Source organism: Sphingobacterium sp. HJSM2_6 (genome assembly GCF_049316305.1).
Taxonomy (GTDB): domain Bacteria; phylum Bacteroidota; class Bacteroidia; order Sphingobacteriales; family Sphingobacteriaceae; genus Sphingobacterium.
Window position 1 is genome coordinate 102,359 of sequence record NZ_JBMOXB010000012.1, and the last position, 14,510, is coordinate 116,868.

Annotated in this window: 8 protein-coding genes; 4 read left to right on the plus strand and 4 right to left on the minus strand. The window is 36.0% G+C overall.

Annotation, left to right across the window (positions count from 1 at the left end; genetic code table 11):
* Window positions 1–204 precede the first annotated feature (204 nt).
* Window positions 205–2,487: a catalase/peroxidase HPI gene (gene katG, locus ACFRAE_RS11910; protein WP_422797381.1), complete on the minus strand. Its 2,283-nt coding sequence runs from the start codon at window positions 2,485–2,487 to the stop codon at window positions 205–207.
* Window positions 2,488–2,997: 510 nt separating this feature from the next.
* Here katG and ACFRAE_RS11915 point away from each other — a divergent pair.
* Together ACFRAE_RS11915 and ACFRAE_RS11920 are read left to right on the plus strand one after the other, a co-directional pair.
* Window positions 2,998–5,325 carry a hypothetical protein gene (locus ACFRAE_RS11915; protein WP_422797382.1) on the plus strand — a complete coding sequence of 776 codons (2,328 nt, stop codon included), beginning with the start codon at window positions 2,998–3,000 and terminating at the stop codon, window positions 5,323–5,325.
* A gap of 7 nt (window positions 5,326–5,332) precedes the next feature.
* Window positions 5,333–6,220: an endonuclease/exonuclease/phosphatase family protein gene (locus tag ACFRAE_RS11920; RefSeq protein ID WP_422797383.1), complete on the plus strand. Its 888-nt coding sequence runs from the start codon at window positions 5,333–5,335 to the stop codon at window positions 6,218–6,220.
* Window positions 6,221–6,249: 29 nt separating this feature from the next.
* Here the strand turns inward: ACFRAE_RS11920 and ACFRAE_RS11925 are convergent, their stop codons facing one another.
* The 3 genes from ACFRAE_RS11925 to ACFRAE_RS11935 form a co-directional block, all read right to left on the minus strand.
* The gene (locus ACFRAE_RS11925) at window positions 6,250–7,230 is read right to left on the minus strand and encodes an SMP-30/gluconolactonase/LRE family protein (RefSeq protein WP_422797384.1); all 981 of its coding nucleotides are present in this window, start codon (window positions 7,228–7,230) and stop codon (window positions 6,250–6,252) included.
* 101 nt (window positions 7,231–7,331) lie between these two features.
* Window positions 7,332–10,577: a PVC-type heme-binding CxxCH protein gene (locus ACFRAE_RS11930; protein ID WP_422797385.1), complete on the minus strand. Its 3,246-nt coding sequence runs from the start codon at window positions 10,575–10,577 to the stop codon at window positions 7,332–7,334.
* 221 nt (window positions 10,578–10,798) lie between these two features.
* Window positions 10,799–11,143 (minus strand): DUF4180 domain-containing protein, encoded by a 345-nt coding sequence (locus tag ACFRAE_RS11935; RefSeq protein WP_422797386.1) that lies wholly within the window; start codon window positions 11,141–11,143, stop codon window positions 10,799–10,801.
* Window positions 11,144–11,267: 124 nt separating this feature from the next.
* Here ACFRAE_RS11935 and ACFRAE_RS11940 point away from each other — a divergent pair, with 124 nt between their 5' ends.
* Complete coding sequence (locus tag ACFRAE_RS11940; protein ID WP_422797387.1) at window positions 11,268–12,884, plus strand: DUF6377 domain-containing protein; 1,617 nt, start codon at window positions 11,268–11,270, stop codon at window positions 12,882–12,884.
* Window positions 12,885–13,099: 215 nt separating this feature from the next.
* Window positions 13,100–14,509 carry an SGNH/GDSL hydrolase family protein gene (locus tag ACFRAE_RS11945; protein ID WP_422797388.1) on the plus strand — a complete coding sequence of 470 codons (1,410 nt, stop codon included), beginning with the start codon at window positions 13,100–13,102 and terminating at the stop codon, window positions 14,507–14,509.
* Window position 14,510 lies beyond the last annotated feature (1 nt).

A 14,510-nucleotide genomic window follows, 5' to 3' on the forward strand; every position in this document is an offset into this window, starting at 1 on the left:
AACGTGATGAAGGTGGTTAGCGGCTGTTGAAAGCTCTATTTTTAATTGCACCCAGGTAATGCTCAGAACTTAGGGGATGATTTACTAAGCGGTATACAAATTTTGATTAATTGCTCAACGCAAAAAGTTTTTAAAAAATAAATAAAGGGCTGCACATTTTCATGGCAACCCTTTTTGATTTTCATAGGTATAGAAAATCTTGTTTTATTTTTTAAGGTCGTAACGATCTGCATTCATCACTTTAGTCCATGCAGCAACAAAATCTTTTACGAACTTTTGTTGCGCATCGCTTCCAGCATAAACCTCTGCAATGGCTCGAAGTTCCGCATTGGAACCAAACACTAAGTCTGATCTCGTTGCGGTCCATTTTGGTTGGCCAGTTTTACGGTCTGAACCTAAGTACTCTTCTTTGTCAGCATCTGTTGCTTTCCAAGAGGTATTCATATCCAACAAATTCACTAAGAAATCATTGGTTAATTGACCCGGTCTAGCGGTAAATACACCGTGTTTAGATCCATCGAAATTCGTATCAAGTACACGCAATCCGGCTACTAATAAAGTCATTTCAGGAGCACTTAATTTTAATAATTGCGCTTTATCGATTAATAATTCTTCTGTTGATGAAGTAAATCTAGCTTTTTTGTAATTTCTAAAACCATCGGCTATTGGTTCTAGGTAATTTACAGACTCGATATCCGTTTGTTCTTGCGTAGCATCCATTCTACCTGGAGAAAAAGGAACTTTAATGAATGAACCTGCCAAAGAAGCCGCTTTTTCAATTCCAGCATTACCCGCTAATACAATTAGGTCGGCAATTGAAATTTTCTTACCAGTCGCTTGAACATTATTGAAGTTAGATTGTATTCCAGTCAATACATTTAATACTTTTTGTAATTGCGTTGGATTGTTTACTTTCCAAGTATTTTGAGGAGCTAAACGTATTCTAGCGCCATTTGCACCGCCACGTTTATCAGATCCTCTAAAAGTAGATGCAGAAGCCCAAGCAGTAGAAACTAATTCCGAAACAGTTAAGCCAGAATTTAAAAGTTGGTCTTTCAATAATTGTTCGTCAGCCTCGTTAATTAACTCATGATTTAAAGCAGGAATTGGATCTTGCCAAATTAATTCTTCCGCTGGAACATCTGGACCTAAATAACGAGTTCGAGGTCCCATGTCGCGGTGAGTTAATTTGAACCATGCGCGAGCAAAAGCATCGGCAAAGGCGTCAGGATTTTCAAAAAAATGTCTAGATATTTTTTCAAATTCTGGATCGAAACGTAGCGTTAAATCAGTAGTAAGCATAGTAGGCTTACGTTTTTTATTTGGATCAAATGGATCCGGAATAATATCATCTGCATCTTTAGCTACCCATTGGTGTGCACCAGCAGGGCTTTTGGTTAATTCCCATTCAAATCCAAATAGATTTTCAAAGAAATTATTACTCCATTGGGTAGGAGTCGTGGTCCAAATTACTTCTAATCCGGAGGTGATAGCATCAGCTCCAACACCAGAACCGTAGGAGCTTTTCCATCCTAATCCCTGTTCTTCAAGACCCGCCGCTTCAGGTTCTTTACCAACATTGTCTGCTGGACCAGCGCCATGTGTTTTTCCGAAGGTATGACCACCAGCAATTAAGGCTACTGTTTCTTCATCATTCATAGCCATACGACCGAAAGTATCGCGAATATCTTGTGCAGAAGCTAATGGGTCAGGGTTACCATCTGGTCCTTCCGGATTTACATAGATTAATCCCATTTGTACAGCAGCCAATGGGTTCTCTAAATTGCGGGAATGAATTTTTCCATCCGCATTATCTTCAGCAGATAAAACCCCATGATCTTTGTCCGTTACGCCTTCAGAACCATGTTTATAGCGTACATCTCCGCCTAACCAAGTGGTTTCAGCTCCCCAATATACATCCTCATCTGCCTCGAATACATCTTCACGTCCTCCTGCAAATCCAAAGGTTTTGAATCCCATAGATTCTAAAGCGATATTTCCTGTCAGTATTAATAAATCTGCCCAGGATATATTATTGCCATATTTTTGTTTGATTGGCCACAATAAACGTCTGGCTTTATCTAAACTTACGTTGTCTGGCCAGCTATTTAAAGGAGCAAAACGTTGTTGTCCAGCACCTGCACCACCACGACCATCACCAACGCGATATGTACCAGCACTGTGCCATGCCATACGTACAAATAAACCACCATAATGACCAAAATCGGCAGGCCACCAATCTTGAGAATCGGTCATTAATGCATGTATGTCTTGTTTAAGGGCATCCAGGTCCAGTGAGTTAAATGCATCGGCATAATTAAAATCACTTTCCATCGGATTACTTAAATTAGAATGCTGTCTTAAAAGATTTAATTTTAATTTTTTAGGCCACCAATCTTGGTTAGTTGTTCCACCTCCAGCAACAGTGTGTTTCATACTACCATTGTGAAAAGGGCATTTACTGATGTCATTAGATCCGTTTTCCATATCTCATTTAGTATTTATATATTTTTAATTCATTAAAACATATTCATTTATATTTTATAAGATCTTAGAGGTTTTCCCGATCTTATGTATATAAATTTACTACATTTTTTATAAAATTAATTGAATTCACTAGGATATTATAATAGATTTTATCTATAATTCATGTTAAAAATATATAAAGTCTGATTTTTCTATGCTGAAATGAATTTCAATAAATTTATGCTTGTAAAACTTTTTATATGCTACCAATTATTGAAAGCAAAATACTCGGGATATGGATTGTTCAAATTGTAAATAGGGATTCGTAGATACGGTTTAAATGGACGTAATATTTTAATTATTAACTTGAATAATCAAAATAATTCTTTTATTTTACGACATAAGAATTAATACAAGCCGAAGTTTGAAAACGATTTGAACTGGTTTAAGTATTAAGACCACCAAGTTATAATCTTAGAAATCATGCTGAAAGGAAAAGTTTGATTTTTATACCTAACCCTAAAATAACTAATGATTAATCGACGGAAATTTATATGCAATTCAGCATGGATATTGGGATCCAGCATGTTGTTCAATAAGCACGCATTAGGCGATGTTTTTACGTCAAGATATGATAATCAAGCCCTGAAAATGGGATTAATCCCGGCACATTTTCCCTCTGCATTGCATGCTTTTGTGTGGAGAAATTGGAGTTTGGTACCCATTGAGCGTATGGCCAAAACGGTGGAGGCTAGTGTAAAGGATATCAAAGTGATGGCAAAAAGAATGGGTTTAACGGCATATAAAACCATTAGCAAGGAGCAATGGAATCGCAGTTACCTTACGGTCATCCGAAGAAATTGGCATTTGCTCCCTAAGGAACAACTATTAATACTTTTAGGATGGTCTGCTGAACATTTAGAATTTACGCTAAAAGAAGATGACTTCTTTTTTGTTAAATTGGGTAATTTAAAGCCAGAATGTCCAACATTAAAATGGAAAAGCCTCGATGAAATCCCTGCAGAGGTAGTAAATCAATTTAATACAGATTTGAAAGTCTTATTTCCTCAGGGTATTCCTCGTTTACAAGAGCCCTATTTTCAGTTTGTAAAGGAATTGTCAAAACCTCTTCAAAATAATAATTTAAAACCAATAGATTCTCAATTCTCTCCAAGAATTGCCTATCCTTATTTCGCATTATTTGGAGATTCTTTATTAGGGGATTCCAGTGCATCTTACCCGGATAATTATTTGGCGCGGATGGCGAATTCTGGTGTTGATCACATCTGGATGCATATTGTATTGAGTAAGATTACTCCCTTTCCTTGGGATTTGAAACAGAGTGAACATTGGGAAGAGCGATTAGCGAATTTAGGCTTGTTGGCACAAAGGGCAGCAAAAAAAGGAATTCGAATATTTCTTTACTTAAATGAACCTAGGCATCAATCGAATGAATTTTTTAAACTACATCCTGATCTGCAAGGGGCAGGCAATGCATTATGTACCAGTCATCCGGAGGTGCAAAAATATTTAGAGAATTCTTTAGCCATCATTACGGAGCAGGTGCCACAATTGGGTGGATTCTTTTCCATTACTGCATCTGAAAATCCGACAAACTGCTGGTCACATTTTGCTGGAGCTTCCTGCAAGCGTTGCGGACCTCGCGGTGCAGGTGTTGTAATTTCGGAGCTCAATAATTTGTATAGCCAAGGAATTAAGGATGGAATAAAAAAATGGGAGATTGCTCAAAGCAAAACCATTGCAATCAAAGATCGTCCTAAACTGATTGTTTGGGATTGGGGTTGGACGGATGCATATGCAGATGAAATTATCCCTAAATTAAATGCGGAGAACTTGTCGTACATGAGTGTTTCCGAGTGGGATTTGGAAATCGAACGTGGAGGGGTGAAAACGAGGGTAGGGGAATATTCCATTTCTTCGATAGGTCCAGGGCCACGGGCAAAAAGGCATTGGCAAATTGCTAAGCAATATCAAATTAACTGTATTGCGAAAATTCAAGCGAATAACAGCTGGGAAATCGGAGCAGTGCCCTATATTCCTGCCTTATTCAATATTGGCCAACACATAGAAAATTTAAGAAATTCAGGTGTTAAGGGCTTAATGCTGGGTTGGAGTTTGGGAGGTTATCCTTCTCCAAACTTGGAAGTAGTTTCTTTATTAGGATCTGATTTTTCCTTAACAAAGGAAAAAGCCATACAAAAAGTGGCAGAGAGTAGATTTGGAAGTGCTTCATCATTGATGGTTCAGGCTTGGAAATCGTACAGTATTGCATTCTCTGAATTTCCTTACCATGGAAATCTAGTGTACAGCGCTCCGCTGCAGGCAGGTCCATCTAATTTATTATGGTCTAAAAAGACAAATTATGCAGCATCTATGGTCGGTCTACCTTACGATGACATCAATGGTTGGAGAGCGATTTACCCGGTAGAAATTTTTATTCAACAAATGGATAAAGTTGCAAAGGGATTTTCCGAAGCATTAACTGTTCTTAAGCAGGGATTGGCTGATTTGAAATTATCTTCTGCGGAAAAGAGAACTATTCAATTGGAAATGCAGGTGGCAGAGGCCATCACCTTACATTATCAGAGTGTGGTGAATCAGAGTCGATTTATTCTATGGAGAGATCAATTGGAGTTGGAGAAGCAACAAAATTCAAAACTTAAAAGCGCTATTGTCCAGTTGCTAAAAGACGAATTGCATGTGGCTAAATTACTTGCGGAATTGCAATCTAAAGATTCTAGAATAGGCTTTGAAGCATCCAATCATTATTTTTATGTGCCGCAAGATTTGTATGAGAAGATGTTAAATTGTCAATATTTAATTCGATACTATAGCTAATCAAACCATGAAAAATCAATTGCCCAATACGTTAAGTTGCATCCTCATCCTTTTAGGGATTATTGTGCTGAGTTCATGCGGTTTTACTCGAGGAATGCAAGCCTCTAAAAAATCTATAATCCATGCCAGTTCCTACAATATCCGATACAATGGAAAGGCCGATGTGGAGAGTGGAAATGGATGGGATATCCGGAAGTTTGAAGTTGCCAAGCTTATACAAAGGCATGGTTTTGATATGGTAGGTACCCAAGAAGGAGACTTCGCTCAAATGAAAGAACTCAATAGCTTGATGCCAGAATTTAAGCATGTTGCTAAACCGTATGGTGGAAAAACGAATGATATTCATACTTGTAGTATACTTTATAAAGATGCATTATTTGAATTATTGGATGAAGGTGTGTTTTGGTTAAGCCAAACAGCAGATGTGCCAAGTATAGGTTGGGATGCGACAGACCAGCGGATTTGTCAATGGGCAAAATTTAAAATCAAAGAATCAGGAAAGATTTTTTATTTTTTCAATGCGCATTTTTATTATCAAAAAAAGGAAGCAAGGTTGCAGTCGGGGGCATTAATGGTTAGAAAGATGAAGGAAATAGCGGGGGATCATTCGATCATATGTACTGGAGATTTTAATTCTACAGTTGAAAAAACGCAGATTAAGCAAATTAAAGCACATTATTTGGATGCATATGATGTGAGCATTGCGGCGAGAAAAGGGGTAGAAGGAACCAATATCGCAGCTGGTGTTTTTACTGGCCCATCCAAAGGAAGGATAGATTTTGTATTTATCAGTAAAGATATACAGGTTTTGAATTATGAAGTGTATTCCGATGTATATGATGGGTCTAGGTATCCTTCGGATCATTTGCCCGTAGGAGTTACTTTGAAATTTTAACCGTATTCAGTATAACGAGTAAGAATGAATTATTTCATTCTTACTCGAAGTAATTTATCATTCGCTGTCATGTACAAATGACCATCTGTAGCGAAAGCACAATTTGCTGATCTAACCCCAGAGCGAATTCTTCCAATAGGTTTTCCTTCCGGATCAAAAACTACAATTCCATCACCTGCAGCAGCAAATAAATTCCCTGATTTATCAAACTTAAATCCATCTGTTGCTAATCCTTCATCAGGGAAAAGCTTTTTAAAATCTATAAATATTTTACCTTCTCCAACTTTACCCTGATCTAGTAGGTCATATGACATGATATAAGGGTTTCCACCATCACTTAATGCAACATATAAAGTCTTTCCATCATTAGCAAGTGCAATGCCATTAGGTCTACCTAAATTGGAAATGATTTGTTCCACTTTTCCAATTTTATTTAACCTGTATACTCCGTTTTCTTTGATTTCTCTGGTAGTGGTATCGCTTTCACGTTCGGGAAGTCCATAGGGAGGATCAGTAAAATAGTAATCGCCGTTTGCGTGTTGGCAAAGATCGTTTGGAGAGTTAAACTTTTTATTCTCCCAGTTGTCGATCAAACTTTCTTTCTTTTTGGTTTTGAGATCTATCACAGATAACCTGCGATTACCATGGTCGCAAGCAACTAATTTACCATCCTGATTAATGATGAGTCCATTTGTTCCAGGTTCATCGCTATACCAGGCTTCGCCTTCATATCCTGAAGGTTTTAGGAATTCTTGCATGCCATTCTCTTCATCCCACTTATAAATTGTATTTAATCGAGGGTCACTAAATAATAAGTAATTCCCGTCTTTGACCCATACAGGACCTTCAGCCCAAGTTAGTCCTGTACCAATGATTTCAATAGCCGCCTTAGGGTCTATTAATTTTTCCATACTTGGGGATAATATTTCAATTTTTCCAATGCTAGGGTATTCTTTAGGAGCCGGAGTATGGCAGCTAAATAGAATAGATAGAATCCAGATGTATTTCATATTGATAGTTTAGCGTTGTATGTGCTGATAAAAAAAGGTTTATTTTGATAATTCTTCTAAATTATCAAAATAAACCTTTCCCACCTAATTTCTTCCGTGAATTATTCTACGATAAATTTTCCCTGCATGACTCTCCAATGGCCAGGAAACGTACATATAAATGGGTACTCACCTTTTTGAGTAGGAACAGTAAATTCCAGCACAAATGTTTCATCTCGCGCAACCAATGGGGTTGCAAATAGGACTTCAGGAAGGTCTGGGATAAATTGCTTTTCATAAGCATCTTTCATACTCGCCATCGCATCGGCTGCAGTACCTACCTTTTCGGCTGCTCCAGGTTTTACTATCACTAAGTTATGAGCCATCTCATCTGGATTATGAAAATGCATCGAAATCTGACTTCCTGCTTTCAATTTGATTACTGTTTGATCATAGGCCATTTTACCTAATACAGTGCCTATTTTTAAGTTTATGGTATTGCCATTTGCTGCAACGGATTCTTGTGGTGCCGCTTCCGGTTGTTGAATACGTTTTTTGAAATCCATTACTGCTTTACTTTTAGCGAGAATTTCATATTCTTTTTCCGATAAAGGTTGCATAGTATATTGACCTGCCAATGGATCGTGATGAAAAAATCCTGGAAGTTCTAAAGCCTTAGCGGTAGCTACAGGACTTAACATCATATCGACCTTTTGAGGTTCATTAGCTAAGAATTCTGGGTCTTTTTGAAACAAGTTCATCCAAACAGGTTTAAGATGTTTGAAACTCTCCCTTAGTGCATAGCCTATATAATCATCGATTGGACTATCCATTGCTTTTAATAAGGCATTTAAGGTCTTTTCATCTTCAAAATGGCTTAATGATACAATAGCTTCCAACCTTACTCGAGGGGATGGGTCTTGAACAAAAGGTATTAATTTATCTTGTACTCGTTGAATTTGATCTTGACTATAAAATAGAGATTTTACCGCTGCAGCACGAATAAGCGGATCTTTAGAAGCCATCAATTGTTCCATTATTTTTTGATTGGGTTCTTTCAGTCTTTGATAGGTCCATAAGCCCTCTAAAAGCTGATATTCATAATTGCTGTCTTTGCTGTCTAAATTTTTTATCCAATCAGTTAATGCATCAAGAATGTCTGATTTTGGTAAATTACTTAACTGTATCCTTGCTCTATAACGCACCCTGTCTTCAGCATCTTTAAGTTGATCCAATAATTGAGGGATAGTTAATTTTGTCATATCAACTGCTTTAGACAGTTCATTGGACTTATAGGTTATCTTCCAAATTCTACCATGTGTTTTATCACGTTCAGGATCTCGTAAAGTCCGTTCACCATGGTTAATGACAATGTTAAACCAATCCACTAAGTAAAGACCGCCATCAGGACCAAATTGAAGGTCAACAGGTCTAAATTGAGGGTCTATGGATTGGAGTAAAGGTTCGATTTCATGCCCTACAATGCCACTACCTTCATCCTTCAAGGTATGTTGGGTGACTCCTTGGAAGCCTAAGAATGTATTAAACAATATGTTGCCTTGAACATTGGCTGGAAAATTTTTACTGGAAATAATTTCCATTCCGCAGGTTTTAGGTTTGATCTTATTGGTCAGGAAATCCTTCATGGCCACATGTTTTATTGGATAATCCGTTGCTACGGTTAATGGTGGTGCAAAATAGTTCATACCAGTAGAAACATCGCCAATTAAATGCGTTCCATCTTTGGTGAACACATTTCCCCAAGGATTTGCATAAGCATAAGAAACATAAGGTTCCATCTTCATTGACAATGGATCATAACGCCATGTTTCACCATAGGCGCCGCGTTGAGGACCGTAAGGTGTTTCAATTTGCGTATGTAAAAATGTTCCCATGTGCATGTAAAGGGCACCATCTTGTCCCCAAGTTAATGCATTTACGGAATGGTGTACATCTTCGGTTCCAAAGCCATGGAGAATAATTTCTTTTACGTCGGCTTTATTATCACCATCGGTATCCTTGAAGAACATGAGGTATGGAGGTTGAGAAACATAAACACCACCATTACCAAGCTCAAAGCCTAGTGGCATATATAAACTATCGGCGAATACCGTATGCTTATCTGCTTTTCCGTCTTGATCAGTGTCTTCGAGAATTATGATCTTATCATTAGGAGGAATACCAGGATAATAATGAGGGTATGAAGGCATTGTAGAAACCCAACATTTACCAGCAGGGTCAAAAGTTATTTTTACAGGTTTTTCAATTGGAAAGTCTTTCTCTGAAGCAAATAACTCAATTTGATAGCCTTCATGCACTTTAAATTGCTCATCCAATGGAATTGGCAATTTATTTACCGACATGCTAGCCTGCTTGTTCATACCGCTAAATAAAACTTTGTTGATTGCTTCTAAGTTTGTTGGAGTTCCTGGAGCAGCAGCTTTCCAAACTAATGAATCTAAACTTGCAATCATACTATCCAATTTTAAAAATTCGGAAGGGTAATAGACCGGTCCTCCTGCAGGCTGAACCCAAGGTTCTTTACGACTCCCATAAATATACTCTCCGTTTACAGCACGGTATTTATGAAAGAACTGTTGGTTTTTATGATCTATAGCTTTTTTAAAATTTTGGTATTCGTCATTTTCTTGCCACTGTTGAATCTTAAAGTTCAACATTTTAGCCATGTATTCAGACACTGCTTTGTAGCCTTTATCATTGAGGTGTATACCATTAATGGTGATGGAATCTTTAGCATCTCCTAAATCTTTCGTGAAGTCATATAAATTTATAAAACCCACATTTAGTTCAGCAGCTACATCTTGCATCGCGCTGCGGTAAAGTTTTAAGTTTTTATTATGCTCAGAAGGATTAGGTAAATAACCTCCTAAGGCTTCATGAGCTATGGGAGAAACTAATATAATTTGAGGAGTAGATTTTCCATTGTATTTTTGAGATTTTAAATGATTGACAAAGCCTTGCAATTCAGTTTTGAAATTTTCTAGACTATCAATTCCTTTAAAAGCTTCGTTTAACCCATAACTTGCAAAAATTACGGAAGCTTTTTGTTCTGTTAAATGCTGGTCAACCGTTCCAAAATTAAATGGACGTACATGCAAATTAATTTCATCAGCACTCCAACCAAGATTTCTTACTGTAAGATTCTGATTAGGGAAATTTTTATATAATAATGCTTCAAAATAATTGTAATGTTGCAGTCTCTCGGCAAATGTGTTACCGATAAAGACTATATGCTCTCCATCTTGAACTTTAAAATCAATGGGTTTAGATTGATTACAAGATGTGTTCATCCAGATCAGTAAGCCAATCGTAGAAATGAGGGTAATTCGCTTGAAAAAACTTTTCATAAGGTGTTTAATATCATTGGAAATTGAGGATCTATATTAAAATATTTTAATATGCTAGATATATGCATGACAGCAAGGTAATTCGAGAATTATCAAAATTGTTTTAAAACTATTTTTAAAGATCTTAGGTTTATTATTCCCCAATATACTTGATTATGAATAAGAAACTGTCATGTGCTGTCATGAGGGGGTACTTCCAAACAATTAAACTAAGAGAGGGGCTAAAATAAGTCTTCCAATTGATGGCGGAAGTGTACATGTCTTCCTTTGTTGCTCTCCAAAATGAAATCATTCAAACTATCGCTATTGTAATTCGAAAAATCGCCAATAATGGAAACAGGCATTTGATATTGAACAAACTTTTGTAATATTTCGCCAGCAAGTTTAGTTTTTAAATTAAAAAAATCCTTAGTGATGTTTTTTTCGTAAATAATCAGATGATCATAACCTTGATAGGAGCAATTACCAATTAAATCTAAGGCATCCTCTACGGAATTTAAAACAATATCCTCTGTTATTATTTCGGCAAATTTTTGGTTACGGATGCTATGCTCGTTTATGATCATGGTTATTTATTTTCAGTAATAATAATAAAAAAAATCTATTTAAAGAACCTTTCAAGAACAACATAAACTTTTCTATCATCAAATATTTATATTTGTAAGGAATGACCTAATAACTAAATTTCTTTTGATTAACTATTTACTATACCTGTTATTTATTTTTCAATTTTTGTTTGTTCCTGCAATAGCGAATGAGCGAGATTCTTTGCTTACCGTATTAGATGAAGCCATACTAAAACGGGAGCAATTTAAATTGACCAAATTGAACCGAATAGATTCCATTAAAAAGAAATTGTTAATCATAGCGGATAAGGTTCAACGGTATGAGATTCAATCAGAATTGATTTCGGAATACCAATCATTTAATTGTGACTCAGCACTGGTATATATCGATCAAAACATCAAGCTTGCGCAAGATTTATCCCAACAAGAATGGATTCAGGAAAGTAAACTTCGGCAGGCATTTGTACTATCGATGTCTGGTTTTTTCACACAAGCTTGGGAGGTATTTGAACAAATAGATTATCAACAGTTACCTAAGCATTTAAAAGTTCTTTATGGCTGGGGTATTATTCGGTACCATGAAAATTTGATTATATACACTGAAAATAACAGAAAATCTACCTTTCATAAACAAGAAATAGGCAAGTTTCGAATGGAGTTATTATCCTTGTTAGACCATCAGTCTGATATATATTTAAAGGAAAAATCATTTCAATTAAAAGCGGAAGGTGAATTAAAGCGTTCTGCAGAAATCCAACAACAACTATTTTCTAAAGAACAAGTTCACACGCATGCATACGCGATGTCAGCAATGGGACTTGCCATGGTATTTCGAGAATTAAATCAACAAAAGGAATTTGAACATTACTTAATCCTTGCGGCGATAACGGATGTGAAGTTGGCAATAAAAGAAAATGAATCATTATTAACCTTGGCAATTTACCTGCACGAACAAGGGGAGGTTAATCGAGCCTATAATTACATTCATGCGGCATTAGACGATGCTAATTTTTATAATTCAAGGTTTAGAAATTCTGTAATTGCACGGATTCAACCTATCATTGAGGCGACTTATATAGCAAAAATTGAAGACCAAGGGAAGAATCTCAAAAGATATGCTATTTTAATCTCCATAATCGTATTAGGTTTAGGGATAACATTATATATTTTATACCATCAAAATAAAACGATTTCTAGCGGTAGGAAAAAATTAAAAGGCATTAATCAAGAGCTATTGCAATTAAATCATCGACTAGACGAAGCAAATTTAATACGTGAGCGTTATATAGGGTATTATATTAATCAATGTGCAGTTTATCTTGATAAATTGGATGATTATCGAAAATTTGTGCAGCGTAAAATTAAAAGTGGACAAATTGATGAATTAATAAAATTCACTTCTAGCAATAAACTATTAGAAAAAGATGCATTAGCATTATTTACTGAATTTGATAAATCATTTTTAGAAGTTTATCCCACTTTTGTCGAAGAATTTAATTCCCTATTGAAAGAAGAAGAGCGCTATACTACCTTGAAAAATCAACTGAATACGGAATTACGAATATTCGCTTTAATTCGATTAGGGATTACCGATGTGAACCAAATTGCTGTATTTCTACGTTACTCTATCCAAACCATCTATAATTATAAAAGTAAGGTAAAAGGTAAAGCTATTTTTGAAGGTGATTTATTTGAAGAAAAGGTAAAGAAAATCGCCTCCATATCTTCTAGTTTATTCTAAAAGATTTACCAAATTATTTTATAAATCTTACCTATTTAATTGCTAATCAATTGATTAAGGTCTTTGTGGGCTTTAATAAGTTTACCAAGCATATTAAAGACTAGGCATTAGAGCAATAGTATTTTATTTTTGTGTTTATGGATAGACTCGAAAGAGGTCTTTCTGAAAAAACCTATTTTATTACACATATTTTTTTTCGTTATTAATTGATTACTATGCGATATTCTCGGACAATATTTCTGAAAATTGGGCTTTATTGCCTATCTGGATTTTTAGTAAATACTACGGTACAGGCTCAGCAAATTACCCCTTTTAAAGAAGCAGACCGGGTGGTCTTTTTAGGAAATAGTATCACAGATGGTGGTCATTATCATTCTTACATTTGGTTATATTATATGACCAGATTCCCGGAGATGAATCTTAAAGTTTTAAATGCTGGAATAGGAGGTGATCGTGTGATCGAGATGGTTAAACGATTGGATGCCGATGTTTTCGCTAAGCAACCTACAGTGTTAATTAGCACCTTTGGAATGAATGATTCGGGTTACTTTGAATACAATCAAGAGGAGCCTGAAAAATTTGCAGATTTGAAAGTTCAAGAATCTTTTAATGCCTACCAAGAGATGGAAAAAAGATTTTTAGGCTTAGTAAATACACGTATCGTTTTATTAGGAAGTACACCTTATGATGAGCATGTTGTCATCAAAGACAACCAACCATTTAAAAATAAAAACAATGCGATGAAAAGGATTGTTAAATTTCAACAAGAGTCTGCGAAGAAAAATAATTGGGAGTTTTTTGATTATAATGAATCCATCTCAAAAATAAATTCAAAATTTCAAGAAAAAGACCCCTCATTTACCATCTCTGGAGCTGATCGTATACATCCCGATAATAATGGCCATATGGTGATGGCTTACGAATTTTTAAAAGCACAAGGTTTTGCAGGTAAAAAAGTTGCAGCAGTACATCTAGATGCAAAGCATACATCAGTACTCTCATTAGAAAATTGTGCGGTAGATAATATTCAAAAAACCAGTAAATCCATTTCCTTCGATTATTTAGCGAACGCATTACCTTATCCATTGGATAGTACAGCGAGAGGTTGGGGCGCTAAATACAGTCAATATGATGCACTCAAGGTTGTTCCCTTTATGGAGGAAATGAATGAAGAATTATTAAAAGTTTCCGGTTTAAAAGGAAGCTATCAATTAAAGATTGATGAGGAAGTGATTGCTGAATTTTCAGCAACCGCTTTAGAAAAGGGTATCAATTTATCGCTTTTAACCCAAACTCCCCAATACCAACAGGCCATAAAAGTGATGTTTTTGAATGAAGAGCGATGGGAGATTGAAAGGAGATTTCGTGATTTAGCTTGGGTACAACACTATTTTTTTCAACCTAAAGGTTTATTAAATGCCGATAATCGAAAAGCAATAGAGGTCATGGATCAGCATGTTGCTAAGGATGGTTGGTTGAGGGCTAAACGAGATTTATATGCGAAAGCCATGCACCCGGAAATAAGGCAAGCATGGAACGCAGAAATTTCGATGCTAGAAAAATTAATTTACCAACTCAATAAGCCGATCAAGCGTAGGGTATCATTAGTTCAAATTTCTAAATAAA